The 17,840-nt window shown below is 65.0% G+C and carries 18 protein-coding genes; 7 read left to right on the forward strand and 11 right to left on the reverse strand.

Going from position 1 to position 17,840, the window contains the following annotated elements; all coding sequences use genetic code 11:
* Positions 1-98: 98 nt before the first annotated feature.
* On the reverse strand, positions 99-1,124 hold the full coding sequence (locus VH499_RS10920; protein ID WP_332052758.1) for an isopenicillin N synthase family dioxygenase: 1,026 nt from the start codon (positions 1,122-1,124) through the stop codon (positions 99-101).
* Positions 1,125-1,237: 113 nt separating this feature from the next.
* On the opposite strand from VH499_RS10920, the gene VH499_RS10925 reads away from it, so the two are divergent.
* On the forward strand, positions 1,238-2,008 hold the full coding sequence (locus tag VH499_RS10925; protein ID WP_332052759.1) for an SDR family oxidoreductase: 771 nt from the start codon (positions 1,238-1,240) through the stop codon (positions 2,006-2,008).
* A 15-nt stretch (positions 2,009-2,023) separates the two neighbouring features.
* On the opposite strand, the gene VH499_RS10930 is transcribed toward VH499_RS10925, so the two are convergent.
* Positions 2,024-2,767, reverse strand: a complete 744-nt coding sequence (locus VH499_RS10930; RefSeq protein WP_332052760.1) for a 2OG-Fe dioxygenase family protein — start codon at positions 2,765-2,767, stop codon at positions 2,024-2,026.
* 72 nt (positions 2,768-2,839) lie between these two features.
* On the opposite strand from VH499_RS10930, the gene VH499_RS10935 reads away from it, so the two are divergent.
* Entirely contained in the window at positions 2,840-3,721 is an 882-nt protein-coding gene (locus VH499_RS10935) for an alpha/beta hydrolase (RefSeq protein ID WP_332052761.1), read from the forward strand.
* Positions 3,722-3,730: 9 nt separating this feature from the next.
* On the opposite strand, the gene VH499_RS10940 is transcribed toward VH499_RS10935, so the two are convergent.
* From VH499_RS10940 to VH499_RS10975, 8 genes are all read right to left on the reverse strand, one after another.
* Positions 3,731-4,489 carry an SDR family oxidoreductase gene (locus VH499_RS10940; protein ID WP_332052762.1) on the reverse strand — a complete coding sequence of 253 codons (759 nt, stop codon included), beginning with the start codon at positions 4,487-4,489 and terminating at the stop codon, positions 3,731-3,733.
* Positions 4,476-5,261, reverse strand: coding sequence for an SDR family oxidoreductase (locus VH499_RS10945; protein WP_332052763.1), 786 nt, complete (start codon positions 5,259-5,261; stop codon positions 4,476-4,478). The genes VH499_RS10940 and VH499_RS10945 overlap by 14 nt, the downstream gene beginning before the upstream one ends.
* Before the next feature lie 97 nt (positions 5,262-5,358).
* Positions 5,359-6,528 carry an ABC transporter substrate-binding protein gene (locus tag VH499_RS10950; protein ID WP_332052764.1) on the reverse strand — a complete coding sequence of 390 codons (1,170 nt, stop codon included), beginning with the start codon at positions 6,526-6,528 and terminating at the stop codon, positions 5,359-5,361.
* A 50-nt stretch (positions 6,529-6,578) separates the two neighbouring features.
* The gene (locus VH499_RS10955) at positions 6,579-8,429 is read right to left on the reverse strand and encodes an AMP-dependent synthetase/ligase (protein WP_332052765.1); all 1,851 of its coding nucleotides are present in this window, start codon (positions 8,427-8,429) and stop codon (positions 6,579-6,581) included.
* Positions 8,430-8,442: 13 nt separating this feature from the next.
* Positions 8,443-9,216 carry an ABC transporter ATP-binding protein gene (locus VH499_RS10960; RefSeq protein ID WP_332052766.1) on the reverse strand — a complete coding sequence of 258 codons (774 nt, stop codon included), beginning with the start codon at positions 9,214-9,216 and terminating at the stop codon, positions 8,443-8,445.
* Between the two features lie 112 nt (positions 9,217-9,328).
* Positions 9,329-10,087, reverse strand: coding sequence for an ABC transporter ATP-binding protein (locus tag VH499_RS10965; protein WP_332052767.1), 759 nt, complete (start codon positions 10,085-10,087; stop codon positions 9,329-9,331).
* Entirely contained in the window at positions 10,084-11,226 is a 1,143-nt protein-coding gene (locus VH499_RS10970) for a branched-chain amino acid ABC transporter permease (protein WP_332052768.1), read from the reverse strand. Before VH499_RS10970 ends, VH499_RS10965 begins: the two co-directional genes overlap by 4 nt.
* A 9-nt stretch (positions 11,227-11,235) precedes the next feature.
* Positions 11,236-12,183 (reverse strand): branched-chain amino acid ABC transporter permease, encoded by a 948-nt coding sequence (locus VH499_RS10975; protein WP_332052769.1) that lies wholly within the window; start codon positions 12,181-12,183, stop codon positions 11,236-11,238.
* Positions 12,184-12,235: 52 nt separating this feature from the next.
* Between VH499_RS10975 and VH499_RS10980 the strand changes: the two genes are divergently transcribed.
* The 3 genes from VH499_RS10980 to VH499_RS10990 all read left to right on the forward strand — a co-directional run bounded on the left by VH499_RS10980 (position 12,236) and on the right by VH499_RS10990 (position 14,483).
* Positions 12,236-13,417 carry an acyl-CoA dehydrogenase family protein gene (locus VH499_RS10980; RefSeq protein ID WP_332052770.1) on the forward strand — a complete coding sequence of 394 codons (1,182 nt, stop codon included), beginning with the start codon at positions 12,236-12,238 and terminating at the stop codon, positions 13,415-13,417.
* A gap of 104 nt (positions 13,418-13,521) precedes the next feature.
* On the forward strand, positions 13,522-14,025 hold the full coding sequence (locus VH499_RS10985; protein ID WP_332052771.1) for a PaaI family thioesterase: 504 nt from the start codon (positions 13,522-13,524) through the stop codon (positions 14,023-14,025).
* Positions 14,022-14,483: a PaaI family thioesterase gene (locus VH499_RS10990; RefSeq protein ID WP_332052772.1), complete on the forward strand. Its 462-nt coding sequence runs from the start codon at positions 14,022-14,024 to the stop codon at positions 14,481-14,483. Before VH499_RS10985 ends, VH499_RS10990 begins: the two co-directional genes overlap by 4 nt.
* A gap of 6 nt (positions 14,484-14,489) precedes the next feature.
* Here the strand turns inward: VH499_RS10990 and VH499_RS10995 are convergent, their stop codons facing one another.
* Entirely contained in the window at positions 14,490-15,998 is a 1,509-nt protein-coding gene (locus VH499_RS10995) for an MDR family MFS transporter (protein WP_332052773.1), read from the reverse strand.
* Between the two features lie 98 nt (positions 15,999-16,096).
* Here VH499_RS10995 and VH499_RS11000 point away from each other — a divergent pair, with 98 nt between their 5' ends.
* Positions 16,097-16,903: a transglutaminase family protein gene (locus VH499_RS11000; RefSeq protein WP_332052774.1), complete on the forward strand. Its 807-nt coding sequence runs from the start codon at positions 16,097-16,099 to the stop codon at positions 16,901-16,903.
* Positions 16,900-17,817 (forward strand): SDR family NAD(P)-dependent oxidoreductase, encoded by a 918-nt coding sequence (locus VH499_RS11005; protein WP_332052775.1) that lies wholly within the window; start codon positions 16,900-16,902, stop codon positions 17,815-17,817. Before VH499_RS11000 ends, VH499_RS11005 begins: the two co-directional genes overlap by 4 nt.
* Positions 17,818-17,840: the final 23 nt, after the last annotated feature.

Here is a 17,840-nt window from a genome sequence, read left to right on the forward strand (position 1 = left end):
ATCGCGGGACAGCATCGTGGGCGGCCGCGAGAATGACAGGTTTTCCTGTTAATTGCCTTTTTGCTTTCGAGCATTCCGCTCGGCCAACGTGCCCCGCCTTACTTCCAGCGCGCGGTCGCGCGCTCGCCGGGGGCGATGGCCGCTTCGTCCGGCGCCGGCACCTTCTGCATGTGCTCGTAGCGTTGGGCGGCGAACCACAGCGCATAGTCGCCGAACTTGATCGGCGGATACTTCGCAGGCCGTTCGGCGGACTGACAGCTCGGCAGGCACTCGATGACCGTGTCGTGGTTGGGATCGAAGAAGAACGGCACGGCGTAGCGGGTCTGGCCCGACACGTTGCGCACGCGGTGCGGCGTCGACAGGAAGCGCTCGTTGGTCCAGCGATGCAGGATGTCGCCGCCATTCACCACGAACGCGCCTTCGACATAGGGCGCATCGATCCAGCGGCCGTCGGGTAGCAGGATCGAGAGGCCCTGCACCTTGTTCGGCGGTAGGAGCGTCATGAAGCCCGAGTCGGTGTGCGGTACCAGGCTCGCGACGCTGGCGTCGTCGCCATCGATCGCGGGATAGCGCGACATGCGCAGGATCAGGTGCGGCCTGGCGTAGGCCCTGTCGAACCAGGTCGCCGAAAGGCCGAGCGCGAGTGCATAGAGAGGCACCAGGCGTTTGCAGAGCGCCTCCAGGGTCGCCATGTAGGCGAGCACCGTTTCGCGAAAGCGCGGCAGCTCGGCGGGCCACTTGTTCATCGCATGGAAGCGGCGGTTGGAGAGCACGTCGGGATCGTCGGCTCCGCGCTCGCGGCGCAGAAAGTAGGCCTCGTTCTGGCTCGCCTTCAGTCCCTGCGCCACGGCGTTGGCTGGCGCCTTCGCCGCGATCGGCACATAGCCGATATTGTGATCGTCGGCCTTCAATGCGAGCTTGGCTTCGATCGGCTGCGCATGGAAGCGCGCCGCCGCCTCGTAGGTGGCATCGATCAAGGATTGCGGCACGCCGTGGCCGGCGAGGTAGTAGAAGCCGACGCGCTCGAAGGCGAAGCGCACCTGCGCTGCCGTTCGTTCTGCGGCACCAGGCTTGCCGGCGAGGAAGTCCGAGGCATCGATCAGGGGAATTTCACCGCCGATCATCGTTGGCGACCTGGAAAGATCCTGCGGCATCGCTCGGCCCTCCGGCTGGCCCGACGCTACCACGAGCGCCGCCTTTGTGCGACACAGAGCGATCGATTTCAGGAGGAAACCGCATGCCATCGCCGCTTTTCGACCTCGCCGGCAAGGTCGCCGTCGTCACCGGATCGAGCAAGGGGATCGGCAAGTCGATCGCGCTCCATCTCGCGCTGCAGGGTGCCAGGGTCGTGGTGTCGAGCCGCAAGGCGCCGGCGTGCGAGGAGGCCGCGGCGGAGATCCGCAAGGCCGGTGGCGACGCCGTCGTCGTCCCCTGCAACATCTCCGACAAGGCGCAGTGCCAGAACCTGATCACCCAGGCGAAGAAGCAGCTCGGGCCGGTCGATATCCTGGTCTGCAACGCGGCGTCGAATCCGTACTACGGATCGACCGAGAAGATGCCGGACGAGGCCTTCACCAAGATCATGCAGAACAACATCCTCTCCAACATCTGGCTGATCAACCTCTGCGTGCCCGACATGCGGGCGAGGAGGGAGGGGTCGGTGATCATCGTGTCGTCGATCGGCGGCGTGCGCGGCACGGCGGTGCTCGGCGCCTACGGCATTTCCAAGGCGGCGGACATGGCGCTCACGCGCAATCTCGCGGTCGAGCTCGGGCCGGACAATATCCGCGTCAATACGATCGCACCGGGGCTCGTGAAGACCGACTTCGCCAAGGCGCTGTGGGACAATCCCGAATATCTCAACAAGCGCCTGCAGACGGCGCCGCTGCGCCGCATCGGCGAGCCCGACGATATCGGCGGCATCGCCGTGATGCTGGCCGGCAAGGCCGGCGCCTTCATCACCGGCCAGACCATCATCGCCGATGCCGGCGTGACCATCGGCAGTTGACGCGGTCGGCTATGATCAGGCCGCTTTCTTCCTGAACGTCACGACCAGCACGTCGCGATAAGCGGGCTGGGCCGCGTTCTCCGGCTCGACGGGCGTGACGCCGTGATAGCAGCGCGAGTCGTCGACCAGCGCCGCGTCGAGGGGATCGGTCAGGGTGAAGCTGCCGAGCGTCCGCCTGTCGAGATCGTGCACCGTGGTCGTACCGCTTCGAATGTTGCGGCGAGCGACCAGCAGCACCAGCACATAGTCCACGCCATCGCGATGCATGCCCTCGGGTGTGGGCCTGCCCTCCTCGCCGAGCCGGGCCTCGATGCGGAACTGGTGCGCCTCGACATGCCAATGCGCCACGTCGGGCGCGAGCCGGCCGAACAGCGAACGGCAGTATTCGAGAATGGTGCGGAAGCTGGCGCCGTCGGCGATCTCGGACCTGATCGGCTCGAACCAGCGTTCGATGCCGCCGTTCAAGACGTTGTAGTCGAGACTCTGGTAGTGCGGCTGATGAGGTCCTCGCACGATCGCGCCCTGACGCGGCGCGGCGAACACGCCAAACCGCCGCCGGCGATAGCGTCCGCCGTCGGCCATGTACGTGTCGGTCGCCAGATCGTTCCAGCTCTCGGCGAAAGCGGCCCAGTCGGCGAGCGTGCCGAAGCGGCCGAGCGCAGTACGCATGTCGGCAGCCTCGACGAAGGCATAGCCGGCGCGCGCGATCGCCCCGCGAATGCCCGTCGCGTTCTGCAGTCCCGTTCCGATCTCGCTCATTGGTCGAAGCGTAGCACCGCCGGGCGGCGGGCCGCCATATGAGCTAAAGTCGAGGCGTGCCGGAGAAAAACAATGCCTTATGCAACGACCGACGATGGCGTGAAGCTCTACTTCGAGGAGACGGGGGTGGGAATCCCGATCGTCTTCGTGCACGAGTTCGCGGCCGACCACCGCTCCTGGGAGGCGCAAATGCGCCACTTCGGGCAGCGCTATCGCTGCATCACCTATGGCGCCCGCGGCTACCCGCCGTCGGACGTGCCGGAGAAGCCCGAGAGCTATTCGCAGGACCGCGCCACCGACGACATCCTAGCGGTGATGGACCATCTCGGGATCGACAAGGCGCATGTCGTCGGCCTTTCGATGGGCGGGTTCGCGAGCCTCCACTTCGGCTTTCGCCATCCCGCGCGGGCCCGCTCGCTGGTGGTTGCCGGCGTGGGATATGGCGCCGAGCGCGACCAGCAGGCGCGCTTCAAGGCCGAAGTCGAGGCGGTAGCGAAATCGCTGCTCGGCGAGGGAATGGCGGCGTTCGCCGAAAAATATGCCTACGGGCCGACCCGGGTGCAGTTCGAGAACAAGGACCGGCGCGGCTTCGCCGAGTTCAAGAAGGCGCTGGCCGAGCATTCGGCGCTCGGCTCGGCCAACACCCAAATCGGCTGCCAGGGGCAGCGGCCCTCGCTCTACGACCTTGTTGACAGGATGCGGACGCTCGCGGTGCCGACCCTGATCCTGACCGGCGACGAGGACTGGCCCTGCCTGGCGCCAGCGTTGCTGATGAAGCGCGAGATCCCGGCGGCGGCGCTCGCGGTGATGCCCAATTGCGGCCACACCATCAATCTCGAGGACCCCGACCAGTTCAACCGCATTGTCGGCGACTTCATTGCCCAGGTCGAAGCCGGCCGGTGGCCCAAGCGCGATCCGCGTGCCATGGGCACGTCGATCACGGGCATGAGGTAGCGGCCAGCGTTATGCCGTCAGCCCGCCGTCGCAGATGAACTCCGAGCCGGTGGAGAAGCTCGCTTCGTCCGACAGCAGGAACAGGATCATGTTCGCCACCTCGCCGGCCTCGCCGAGGCGGCCGAGCGGATGCAGCTCCTCGAGCCACTGCCGGCCCGACATGTTCCCCACGTTCTGCGTGAGCCGCGGCGCCACCATCGGCGTGTCGATATAGCCCGGATGCACCGAGTTGCAGCGGATATTGTATTTCATCTGCGCGCAATGCAGGGCCACGTGCTTGGTAAGCAGGCGCACCGCACCCTTGCTGGCGCAGTAGGCCAGGGCATAGGAAGCGCCGCGCAACCCCAGCACTGACGAGATGTTCACGATCGAGCCGCCGCCCGATTGCTTCATGGCCGGGATCACCGTCTTGCAGCCGAGGAAGGTGCCGAGCGCATTGATATCGTTGACGCGACGGTAGTCTTCCAGCGTGCAGCTTTCGATGTCGGTGCGGGTTCCGATGCCGGCGGCGTTGAGAAGGCCATGCAGGCCGCCGAACGTCTCCGCCGTGACCGCAATGGCTTTCTGCCACGCCGCCTCCCGGGTGACGTCGAGCGGCAGGAAGAGGGCCGACGCGCCGAGCTCGTCGGCAAGCGCGCGGCCTTTCTCCTCGTCGCGGTCGGCGACAACCGATTTGCCGCCTTCGCGCACCACCAAGCGTGCCGTCGCAGCGCCGATCCCCGACGCGCCGCCGCTCACGAGCACGACCTTGTCGTCAAGACGGGGCAAGCGGCAACCTCCTCATCAGGCCCGACGTGATGCCACCGTCGGCCACAATCTCCGCACCGGTCACGAAGCTCGACCGGTCGGAGGCGAGCCATAGCACGACCTCGCCCAGCTCGGGTGGTTCGGCCATGCGGCCGATCGGATGACGCGCGCCGATGAAAGCCTTGCCCTGCTCGTGGCCGACGGCTTGCCACAGCGGGTTGAAGATCGCGGTGTCGACCCCGCCCGGATGCACCGAATTGCAGCGAATGCCGTACTTCTTCTCGGCACAGTAGAGGGCCACGCTCTTGGTCAGCAGACGCACGGCGCCCTTGCTGGCCGTATAGGCGATCGGTCCGGCACCGCTCACCAGTCCGGCGATCGACGAGATGTTGACGATCGAGCCTTTGCCCTCGGGCTTGCGCGGCGCGGTCCTCTTCATTCCCTCGATGGCGTGCTTGCAGCCGAGGAAGACGCCTTCCGAATTGATGGCCTGCACGCGCTGCCATTCCTCGACCGTGGTCGTCTCGACGTTGCCGTTCGCGCCGCTGATGCCCGCATTGTTGACCAGGATGTCGAGCCTTCCCTCGCGCTCCAGCACATCGGCCAGAAGGGCCTTCCATGACTGTTCCGATGCGACGTCATGCGATACGAAGCGGCCGGCGCCATCCTTCGCCGCCTGCATGTCGGCCACGATGACCGTCGCGCCGGCGTCATGCAGAAGCCTTGCCGAAGCGGCACCGATGCCCGACGCGCCACCGGTGACGATCGCCACCCGGTCCGAAAGTTCGCTCATGTCCCGCCGACCTTAGCGGCCGCAGCGCCGCGAACCTAAGGAAAAAGCCCCGCCTTCAGGGGGCGGGGCCGTTTCGCCTGATGTAGTCGCCGCGCGGCTAGAAGCCCAGCGGCTGGCTGACGCGCGTCCAGCGCCCGCCTTTGACTTCGGCCAGGAACGACGAGTTCGCACCCTGGCGGATCTTCGGTCCGAAGTTGATCTCCGGTCCGCCGAAGATGTCGTGATAGCCCTTGATCGCCTCCAGGCCGGAAATGAAGCTGTCGAGCGTCAGGTTCTTCCCGGCGTTCTGAAGGCCTTTCACGGTCAGGTCGGCGGCGACATAGCCGTAGACCGCGCCGATATTGGGATCGATGTTGTACTTGGCCTTGTACTGCTTCACGAAGTTGGCAACTGCGGGGAGCTGGCTGTCGGCATAGGGCATCTCGGTGAGGCCCATCCCGTAGAAGCCATCCATGCCCGGCGCCGCGCCGACGACCAGGTCGTAGACGGCCGCGGAGCCCATGAAGGTGACGTCGTTCCAGCCTTCCTTGCGGGCGGCGGTGTAAGGGACGACGGTGTCGCGCACGATCGTGCCCATGGCGATCAGATCGCAGCCGGCCGACTTGAGCTTGGTGAGCGACGCGGTGAAATCCTGGTCGGTCGGCTTGTGCGATGTCATTTCCAGGATCTTGAGGCCGAGTTTCTTGGCCTGCTCCTCGGCGCCCTCGACGATCTCCTTGCCGAAGTCGGTGTCCTGATACATCACGCAGAGCTTCTTCTTGCCCTTTTGCGTGACCAGATAGTTGATGCCGGCGCGGATCTGGTCGACGTAGCTCGCGCCCGCGACGAACTTCAGCCGGTCGAACGGCTCATACATCGAGCGCGCCGAGGAAAGCGGGAAGAGGTTGGGCACGCCCGCCGCCAGCTCCTCCTTGAAGCAGGCATTGTTCATCGGCGTGCCGAGCGGCGCGATGAAGGCAAACACCTTGTCGCGGTTGATGAGCTTGTTGCAGGCCTGCACCGCCTTGGGTACCTGATAGGCCTGATCCTCGACGATCACCTTGATCTTGCGCCCGTTCACGCCGCCTGCGGCATTGGCCTCGTCGAACCGCATCTTCACGCCGTTCGACGACGACACGCCGTAGGTCGCGGCCGGGCCAGAAAGGTCGGTGTGCATGCCGAACACGACCTCGCTCGCGGTCACGCCGCGGGTCTGCGCCGATGCGCTTGCGCCGGCGGCCGCCGCAAGGACGATCGCCAACGCCGCTACTCTTGCCGAATGCCTCATTTGCTCCTCCCGTTGGGTTTCCACCATGCCGGACGTTTCCACGATCTGGATCACGCCGCTTCCACGTACATGCCGTCAATCAGGCTCTTGTACTTCTCGTTCACGAACTTGCGCTTGAGCTTCATTGTCGGCGTGAGCTCCTCGTCCTCGGCGGTGAGCTGCTGCTCGATCAGCCGGAACTTCTTGATGGTCTCCACGCGTGCGAAGTTCTGATTGACCTTCTCGATCTCCGTGCCGATCAGCTCGATCACCTCGCGGGTGCGGCACAGCGAGGTGAAGTCAGTGAACGGTACGTTGTTGTCCTGTGCGTGCTTGGCGACGTTCTCATAGTCGATCATGACCAGGCAACTCAGGAATTTGCGGCGATCGCCGATCACGACCGCATCCGAAATGTACGGGGAGAATTTCAGCTGGTTCTCGATCTCCGACGGCGTGATGTTCTTGCCGCCGGCCGTGATGATGATGTCCTTCATGCGGTCGGTGATCTTGAGATATCCCTCGTTGTCGAGGGAACCGACGTCGCCGGTATGCAGCCAGCCGTCGCGGACCGTCTCGGCCGTCTTCTGCGGATTGTTGAGGTAGCCCATGAAGACGTGCGGCCCGCGCAGCAGGATCTCGCCCTCGGAGGAGATCCTCACTTCGGTGCGCGGAGCCGCAATGCCCACCGTGCCGAGCTTGATACAGTCGGGCATGCCGGTCGCCACGCCGCAATTCTCGGTCTGGCCGTAGACCTCGCGCATGTCGACGCCGAGCGCGCGGTACCACTTGATGAGATCCGGCGCGATCGGAGCCGCGCCCGTCCCGGCGAAGCGGATGCGGTGCATTCCAATCGCGCGCTTGATGTTGTCCAGCACCATGAAATCGGCCAGCCGGAAGAGCAGGCGCTGGAGGGTCGATGGTGCGCGCCCGTCAAGCCGCGCTTCGGCGATCCCAAGTCCGACGCCGATAGCCCAGCGATAGGCCATCCTGCCGATCCAGGTCGCTTCCTTCATGCGGATGGCGATGCCCGAATAGAAGCGCTCCCAGATGCGCGGCACCGCAAAGAAGCTCGTCGGCGCCACCTCGCGCACGTTCTCGGGCACGGTCTCGACGCTCTCGGCGAAGTTGGCGATGGCGCCCGAGCGCAACGGCAGGAACACGGTGAAGGTGCGTTCGGCGATGTGGCAGAGCGGCAGGAAGGCGAGCTGCTCCCCGCCCATGGTCATGGGGATGAAGGCATCGGCGTTGCTGATCTGGAAGATCACGTTGCGGTGCGAGAGCATCGCACCCTTGGGCGGACCGGTGGTCCCCGAAGTGTAGACCAGGAGGGCCAGATCCTCGGCGCGGGAGCCTGAGACCAGCTTCTCCCACAGCCGCGGATGATCCGTCTGGTGCTGCCTGCCGAGCGCCAGCAGCTCGTCGAACGCCATCACCTGCTCGTCGCGGAAGTCCGACAGCCCTTCCATGTCGAAGACGAACACCTTGCGCACCAGCGGGCAGCGCTCGCGCACTTCGAGGAACTTGTCGAGCTGCTCCTCGTCCTCGACGAACAGGAAGCGCGAGCGGCTGTCGCTCAGGATGTACTCGACCTGCTTGGCCGAGTCCGTGGGATAGATGCCGTTCGAGATGCCGCCGGCGCCCATCGTTCCCATGTCGGCATAGAGCCATTCGGGAACCGTCTCGGCCAGGATCGAGACGACCTCGCCACGGGCGAGGCCGAGCTTCGCCAGACCCAGCCCGGCAGCGCGCGCCCGTTCGCCGTAGTCGCGCCAGCTCGTCGACCGCCAGATGCCGAGGTCCTTCTCGCGGAACGCCGTGCGGCCGTCGCGCGCGCTCACCTGGTGCCAGAAGAGCTTGGGAATCGTGTCGCAGCCCTCGACCTGGATCGCTTGGCCGGAGACTGGCATGGCATCGTCCCTCATCGCGTTCCCCTCGCTATCGCCAGGTCTTGCGCTTCTTCCAGCGGCGCTGCCCGCGTGCGCCCTGTTCCTTGATCCCGAGATAGAACTCCTTGATGTCCTCTTTCTCGACCAGCCGCTCGCAGGTATCGGCCATGACGATGCGGCCGACTTCGAGTACATAGCCGTAGTCGGCAGTGCGCAATGCCATATTGGCATTCTGTTCGACCAGCAGCATGGTCACGCCGCGCTCGCGATTGATGCGGACGATGATGTCGAAGATGTCCTTGACGAGCTTCGGCGAGAGCCCGAGCGACGGCTCGTCGAGCAGCATCAACTTCGGCCGCGCCATCAGGGCCCGGCTGATCGCCAGCATCTGCTGCTCGCCGCCCGACAGCGAGCCCGCGCGCTGGTCGGCGCGCTCGCGCAGGACCGGGAAGTAGCCGAAGACCGCCTCGAGATCCTGTGCCACGCCATCGCCGTCGCGGCGGGTAAAGGCGCCCATGCGCAAATTCTCGCGCACCGTCAGGAAGGGGAAGACCTCGCGGCCTTCCGGCACGTGGCTGATGCCGAGCCGCATCACCTTGTCGGGATCCATGCGCCGGATCTCGCGGCCCTGGAACACGATGTTGCCCTTCTGCGGATCCATGACGCCGCAGATCGTCTTCAGCACCGTGGTCTTGCCCGCGCCGTTGGACCCGAGAATGGTGATGATGCCGCCCTCGGGAACCTCGAACGAGACGCCGCGGATGGCCATGATCGGACCATAGTAGGTCTCGATGTTCGTCACCTTCAGGATGGGTTCCGCCATGGCGCTCACCTTGCCTCCCCAGCGTCGCTGGGAAGGACCCCTCCGTCCGCTATGCGGACACCTCCCCACGCGCAACATGGGGAGAGAGAGAAGTGAACGGATCCGCGCATCCTCAGCCTCCCAGATAGGCTCGCGCGACTTCGGGATGGCTCTGCACTTCCTGCGGCGTGCCGGTCGCGAGCGGCCGGCCATAGTTCAAGGCCAGCACGCGGTCCGACACGGCGGAAACCAGCGTCATGTCGTGCTCGACCATCAGCACGGTGACGCCGAGGACGGTCTTGATGTCCTGGATCCAGAAGGCCATGTCCTCGGTTTCCTCGACGTTGAGGCCGGATGACGGCTCGTCGAGCAGCAGCAAGCGCGGGTTTGTACAGAGGGCGCGGGCGAGCTCGGTCACCTTGCGCACGCCATAGGGCAGATTGACGATCAGGCTGTCGCGGTATTGCTGCAGGTCCAGGAAGTCGATCACGTGCTCGACGGCCGCACGATGCTCTACTTCCATGCGCCGCACCGAGGGCAGGAAGAGCAGCTCCGCGAAAAAGCCCGATTGCTTGTGCGCATGGCGCGCCAGGAGCAGGTTCTGCAGCAGCGTCGCGTGCTCGAACAGCTCGATATTCTGAAAAGTGCGAGCGATGCCGAGGGCGGCGATCTTGTGCGGCGGCACGGTCGTGATGTCGCTGCCATCGAACAGCAGCCGGCCGCCCGTCGGGTTGTAGATGCGACTCACGAGGTTGAAGATCGTGGTCTTGCCGGCGCCGTTGGGACCGATGATGGTGAAGACCTCGCCCTTCTCGACGTCGAAGCTCACGCCGTCGACGGCCCGGATGCCCCCGAAGTTGATCGAGAGATTGTCGGCGGTGAAGAGGCTCATCTCAGCCGCTCCGATCGCATGTAGCTCTTCTGCCGCCTGAAAGTCGCCTTCTTGTACATCGGGAAGGTCGAGAAGAAGAGTTTGATCTTGAGCCAGCGGCCATACATGCCGAGCGGCTCGAGCAAGATTACGAGGACCAGGATCAGGCCGAAGATGCCAGCCTCGACGCCCGGCTTGGCGAGGAAGGCGCCGATCGCGGCGCCCAGACTTCCGATCGGCGCGAGACCCGTGGTCGTGGCGAAGTTGGCGAGACTCTCGGGGATCGAATCGCGCAGGATCGCGATCAGCGGCGGCAGCAAGGCGACGAAGATGGCGCCGAACACCGCGCCGTGCAGCGATCCCAGCCCGCCCACGATGACCAGCAGGAGGAACTGAATGGACAGCAGGATGGTGAAGATGTCGGGCGCGAGATAGGCGATCTTGTGCGCGAACAGCGCGCCGGCGAGGCCCATCAGCCCGGCGGAGTAGGCAAAGGCGAAGGATTTGTAGATCGCGAGATTGACGCCCATCGACTGGGCCGCGATCTCGCTGTCGCGGATCGCAATCCAGGCGCGTCCGGTGGGTGCCCGCAACAGATTGCGCGTCAGCCACAACGCTACGACCAGGAAGAAGAGGCAGAGGTAATAGAACGAGCGGTCGTCCTCGAACACGAGACCGAAGATCGTCGGCTTGTCCACCGGCATGCCGGCGAAGCCGTGTGTCACCGACTCCCAGCGGGTGAACACCTCCTGAATGATGACGGCGAAGGCGAGCGTGGCGATGGCGAGATAGATGCCGGTCATGCGCAATGCGGGCAGGCCGACTACGAATCCCGCAGCGGTGGTAATCACTACCGCCAGCGCCATCGCCACAACCCAGGGCAGGCCCTGCTGCAGGAAGTAGGCGTGGGCGTAGGCGCCGATGCCGAGAAACGCGGCATGGCCCAGCGACACAAGGCCGGTGTAGCCCACCAGCACCATCAGCGAGATGCCGCAGAGCGCGTAGATAAAGACCCAGCTCGTCTCGCCGACATAGTACTCGTCGATGACGAACGGCAGGCCGACCACAAGCAGGGCCAGCAGGCCGTACCAGAAAGCATCGACGCGGTCGCGGAACAGCCGGATGTCCTGCTCGTAGCTGGTCTTGAACAGGAACCGCATGCCGCCGCCCTATACCTTCTTGCGTGCCAGGGTGCCGAACAGACCCTGTGGCCGTATGGCGAGGACGGCCAGCATGACGATGTAGGGCGCGGTGTTCTTGAGCCCTTCCGACAAGGTCGCGCCGGCATAGAGCTCGATGAGGCCGATGATGATGCCGCCGATCAGCGCGCCGGGAATCGAGCCGAAGCCGCCCAGTACCGCCGCGGCAAAGGCCTTGAGCGCGACCGCGAGCCCCATGTTCGTATCGATCAGCGTGACCGGCGAGAGCAGGATGCCCGCCGCCGCCGCGACCGCGGCCGAGATCGCCCAGATCATGGAAAAGATCAGCTTGACCGGAATGCCCATGTAGTAGGCCGCGAGCTGGTTCTGCGAAGTCGCCTGCATCGCGATGCCGATGCGCGTATGGGTGAAGAAAAGATAAAGCAGACCGCACAGCAGCAGGGTGCCGACGACGATCGAAAGATACTGATGGCTGAGGGTAACGCCGCCGATCGTGGTGACGCCACCGAAGGGCGTGGGCAGGGTATAGATCTCCGAGCCCCAGGTGACGCTGGCAAAGGTGCGGAAGATTGCCCCCAGGCCGATGGTCAGCATCACCACGGCGAACTGCGGCTGTCCGATCACGCGCCGCAACACGACGGCATCGAGCAGCGCGCCGAACACCGCCACCAACACGCCGGCGATCAGGAACGCGACCCAATAGTCGAGCTTCCACCAGACCACTGACATGTAGGCGACGAAGGCGCCCAGCATCAGCAGGTCGCCCTGCGCGAAGTTCACGAGCTCCGTGGCCTTGTAGATCAGCACGAACCCGAGCGCGACCAGGCCGTAGATGCAGCCGACTGCAAGCCCGTTCAGGGTGAGTTGCAGAAAGTTAACCAGTTTCCATCCCTTGTGACGGGCGATCTCACGCCACCTCGTACCGTGCCAATATGAACGGCTATTCAGCGCTGTCAACGCTGGGCCGCAAGCGTGCAAACTGGCACAACGAAGCGCAAGGAGAGTGCCGATGGCCGTCGCCAATTCCCCCGGACTGACGTTATCCGAAACCGCTGCGCCCAATCCTTTCTATACGGCGGAGCATGAAGCGTTCCGCGCCACGGTCCGCCGCTTCGTCGACCGCGAAATCATGCCTTACGTCGACACGTGGGACGAAGCGGAGGAGTTTCCGCGCGACCTCTACAAGAAGGCTTCCGCCGCGGGCGTGCTCCAGCTCGGGTTCCCGGAGGAGTATGGCGGCGTGCCCACCGATCCTTTCTTCGGGATCATCAAGTCGGAGGAGCTGGCGCGCCATGGCAGCGGTGGCATCAATGCCAGCCTCAACAGCCACACGATCGGCGCCCCGCCCATTGCAGCGCTCGGGCCCGAATGGATGAAACGCCGGCTGCTGCCCGAGATCCTGGCCGGCGAGAAGATCAGCGCGCTCGCGATCACCGAACCCAGCGGTGGCTCGGATGTCGCGAACCTAAAAACGACGGCGCGCCGCGAGGGCGACCACTACGTCGTGAACGGTTCCAAGATGTTCATCACGTCGGGCGTGCGCGCCGATTATTTCACCGTCGCGGTGCGCACGGGCGGGCCAGGAGCGGGCGGCGTGTCGCTGCTCCTGATCGAGCGCGACCGCGAGGGCTTCTCGCGCACCAGGCTGAAGAAGATGGGCTGGTGGGCGTCCGATACGGCACAGCTCTTCTTCGACAATGTCCATGTGCCCGTCGACAACCTGATCGGCGAAGAGAACAGGGGCTTCATCGGCATCATGCTGAACTTCAACCAGGAGCGGCTCGGCATGTCGGCCGGCGCCTACGGCTATGCCAGGGTCTGTCTCGAGGAAGCGATCGCTTATGCCCGGGAGCGCCACACTTTCGGCAAGCCCTTGATCGCCAACCAGGTCGTGCGCCATCGACTGGTCGACATGGCGATGCGTGTGAATGCCGTGAAATCGACGCTCGAGTTGCTGGCGTGGCGGGTCGGGCGGGGCGAAAAGCCGGTGGCGGAGATCTGCATGCTGAAGAACCTCGCCACCTCGACCCTCGAATATTGCGCCAACGAGGCGATGCAGATCTTCGGCGGCGCGGGATATCTGCGCGGCACCAAGGTCGAGCGCATCTATCGCGAGACCAAGGTGATGTCGATCGGTGGCGGTTCGGTCGAGATCATGAAGGATCTCGCCGCCCGGCAGATGGGATTGTAGGAAGAAAGGAAGATCCCTCGCCCTCGGCTCGGGATGACAGGACTTCCGGGATCAAGGAAGTGCGTCATTCCGAGCACCAGCGAGGAATCTGCCAGGAGTGACGCATGGCCAAATCCCTCACGACTCCGGAAGAGCGCGTGGCGCTGTTCCAGAGGCTCTTTTCAGACACCATTCCCCACAACAAGGCGCTGGGACTGAAGGTGCTCGCGGTCGCGCGCGGGCTCGCCTCGATGCGGCTCGACTGGCGCGAGGAACTGGTCGGCAATCCGGAAACGGGTGTGCTGGCCGGCGGGCCGCTGACGGCGATGCTCGACGGCTGTTGCGGCATGGCGGTCGCGACCATGCTCAAGGAGCCGATGCCTTTCGCCACCCTCGACCTGCGCATCGACTACGCCAAGCCCGCTGTGCCGGGAAAGCCGGTGATCGCCGAAGCCGAATGCTATCGCATCACGCGGTCGGTTGCCTTCACGCGTGCCTTCGCGCATCAGGGCGATGCGAAGGATCCCGTGGCCGCGGCTGCCGGCACCTTCATGCTGGGCACCAAGGGCAAGGTGACGCCCGCTCATCTGACGGGCAGGGAATTGCTGCGCAAAGGAGGGGCATCGTGAGCCGCGGCCTCATGAAGCACCTTGCCGAGGCGCGCAAACAGGGCGATGTCGGCCGGCTCGGCGAGGCCATTCCCTATGCGCGCTGGATGCGAATCGCGCCCGAGAACGGGACGGGCGAGCTGCTCACCCGCATGCGCTATCACGAGTCGCTGATCGGCAATACGTTTCTCCCCGCGATCCATGGCGGCACGCTGGGGGCGATGCTGGAGATGGCGGCGATCTTTCATCTGTTGTGGGAGATCGAAGCGGAGACGGTACCCAAGATCGTCAACATCACGGTCGACTATCTGCGATCGGCGCGGCCGCACGACGTCATCGCTTCGGCCAAGGTGACCAAGCAGGGACGCCGCATGGTCAACGTGTTCGTCGAGGCCTGGCAGGATGACCGCAGCAAGCCGGTCGCGACGGCCCAGGCGCATTTCCTCGTGACGGCCGACGACGAGCCGTCGGCCCTGTGACCTGCTTCAGGGGCGGCCTCGATCCAGGGTCGTGGTCGGGCCGAGCGCGGCGGGCAGACGGGCGCCGAGAACGAGGACGACGAGTCCCACCACGGCTCCCACGACGTAGACATTCCGGACTGCCGCGGCCATGGCCGAGGTGAGCGTGGCGATCTCGGCCGGGGCGAGATGCTGGCGCAACGCCGGTTGCATCAGTCGCGCCGCCACTTCTCCGGCCCGCGGGGCGAAGTGCAGCAGGCCGATATTCACGAGGGCGCCGAACAGCGCGGCGCCGGTCGATTGGCCGACGATGCGCATGAACATGTTCGACGCAGTCGCCGCACCACGCTCGCGCTGGGTGGCGACGGCCTGCACGGAAACGAGATAGGTCGTGTTGCAGGAGCCCATGCCCAGGCCGATAAGCAGCGCGCCGGCGCCTGCCCAGAGCGGGCCGCTTTCCGGCACCATCGTCATCAGAACGATGCTGCCGAGGACGAGCATGGTGCCGCCGAACATCGCGCTCACGCGGTAGCTGGTGCGGATCATGACGCGACCCGAGCCGGCGCTTGCCACGGCCCAACTTATCGACATGGCGGCGAGCACCATGCCGGTCACCGCGGCGCTGCGGCCCATCACGCCCTGAACGTAGGTCGGCAGGAAGGCGCTGACACTCATCATCACCATGCCGATGGCGAAACTGCCGAAATTGCCGAGCGCGATCACCCGGTTGGTCCAGAAGCGGATGGGCAGCATCGGCGCCTCGACGTGACGTTCGTGGCGCACCAGCACTGCCAATGCAGCGACGCCTACCACGATGCACGCCGCCAGCAGCCAGGGACTGAGGCTGCTGCCCTGGATCAAGGCCATCATCAGCGTGCCCGCCCCCAGCATCAGCAGGAAGGAGGCGAGAAAGTCGATGCGCGGCGCGCGCGCGTGCAGCTGCTCGCGGAAGAAGACCGCGAGCATCGTCATGGCGAGCGCCCCGATCGGGAGATTGACCCAGAACACGGCAGACCAGCTGACATGCTCGACCAGGAACGCGCCGAGCGACGGTCCGACGATCGCGGAAATACCGAAGACGCTGGACAGGAAGCCTTGCACACGCGCCCGTTCGGTCGGCGTGTAGATATCGCCGACGATCGTATAGGCGACCGGTTGCACGGCGCCGGCACCCATGCCTTGCAGGGCTCGAAAGACGATCAGCGACAGCATGCCCTGGGCGAAGCCGCAGAGCGTCGAACCGACCAGGAACAGGCTCGCGCCGGCGAAAAAGATCCGCTTGCGCCCGAACAGGTCCGCCAGCCGACCGTAGATGGGTATGCTTACGGCCTGCGACAACAAGTAGGCGGCGAAGATCCAGCTGAAGAGGTGGAAGTCGCCGAGATCGGCGACGATGGTCGGCATTGCCGTCGCCACGATGGTGCTTTCCACCGCGGCCATGAAGGTCGCCATCATGCAGGCGGCCAGGATGAGGCTCCGGCGACCGGCCACTCCAACCACTGGCGCGGCCTCCTGCACGACACCCTTTTCCGACATGCGACGCTCCGACCTTCTCGTCAGGTCATGAAAATACGGTTCGCGACAGGCGTAAACCGCTTTCCGGATGTGCATGGGTGATTTGCGCATCCTGCCTCATGGACTCAATCGTTCCTTTCGGGGCACAACGGCTGGCCATGGATTTCGATGCTCTCAGGACAACTAAGGACGATGCCGTGCGGGATGGCGCCGCTTTCGACGCCTATCTTCGGCCGGGAGATCTGATCGACTCGAACCATCCGGAGATCGTCGCGCGGGCAAGCCGGATGGCGGGCGCCGGCAGTGAGCGCGAGAAGGCATTGCGGCTCTACTACGCCGTGCGCGACGGGCTGCGCTACGATCCCTACAACACGCCGATGAAGCGCGAAGCCTATCGCGCCAGCACGACGCTCGCGGCCGGCCACGGCTATTGCGTGAACAAGGCAGGCCTGATGGCGGCGCTCTGCCGGGCGTCGGGCATTCCCGCCCGGGTGGGCTATGCCGACGTACGCAACCACATGACCACGAAGCGTCTGGCCGAGCTGATGGGCAGCGATGTCTTCTACTACCATGGCTACACGGAGGTCTGGCTTGATGGGCGCTGGCTGAAGGCGACGCCTGCCTTCAACAAGGAGCTGACCGAGCGGTTCGGTCTCAAGCCCCTCGAGTGGGACGCCGCGTCCGACTCGATCTATCATCCGTTCGATCTCGGCGGCCGGCGGCACATGGAATATCTCGCCTATCGCGGCGTGTTCGCCGACATCCCGTTCAATGAGATCCGTGATGCGTTCCGCCACTACTACCCACGCATGACCCGGCTGCAGGAGGAGATGCCGCTCGGAGGCGACTTCGCCGCGGAAGGCGCCGTCGAGGCCGCCCGCAACCAGGCCATCTATTCAAGTTCCGGGAAAGGGAGACGCGAATGACAAACATGCTGAAGGACAAGGTCGTGCTGATCACGGGCGCCGGCGGCGGCATCGGCCGCGAGATGGCGCTGCTGGCGGCCAAGGAAGGCGCCAGGGTGGTGGTGAACGACCTCGGCGGGGCGGTCGACGGCGAGGGCTCGGGCAGCGCCACGCCGGCCCAGAAGGTCTGCGAGGAGATCGCCGCGGCCGGCGGCAAGGCGGTACCCAATGCCGACAGCGTCACGGATCCCGCCGGCGCGGAACGCATGGTGAAGAGCGCGGTCGAGACTTTCGGCAGGATCGACGGCGTCATCAACAATGCCGGCATCCTGCGCGACCGCATCTTCCATCGCATGAGCCACGTGGACTGGAAGATGGTGATCGACGTACATCTCAACGGTGCCTTCAACGTGAGCCGTGCCGCGGCCAACTATTTCAAGGAGCAGAAGTCGGGCGCCTTCGTGCATTTCACCTCGACCTCGGGTCTCGTCGGCAATTTCGGCCAGGCGAACTACTCGGCGGCGAAGATGGGCATCATCGGACTCTCCCGCTCGATCGCGCTCGACATGGCGGCATTCAACGTACGCTCGAATTGCATCTCGCCGTTTGCCTGGACGCGCATGATCGGCACCATCCCGGCCGATACCGAGGCGCAAAAGGCACGGCTGGAACGTTCGAAGCGGATGACGCCGGCCAAGATCGCGCCCATGGCGGTCTTTCTGCTGTCCGACGCGGCCGAAGGGATCAGCTCGCAGATCTTCGGCGTGCGCATGAACGAGATCATGCTGTTCAACGCCAACCGACCGGTGCGCTCGGTGCACAATTCCGACGGCTGGACGCTGGAGGCGATCGCCGAGCATGCGGTGCCGTCGATGAAGCCCTACTTCACCGATCTCAAGCGCTCGCCGGAGTACTTCACCTGGGATCCGATTTGAGGTGCCGCATGCCGGCCCAATTG

Origin of the sequence: Reyranella sp. (assembly GCF_036558665.1) — a bacterium.
Classification (GTDB): Bacteria; Pseudomonadota; Alphaproteobacteria; order Reyranellales; family Reyranellaceae; genus Reyranella.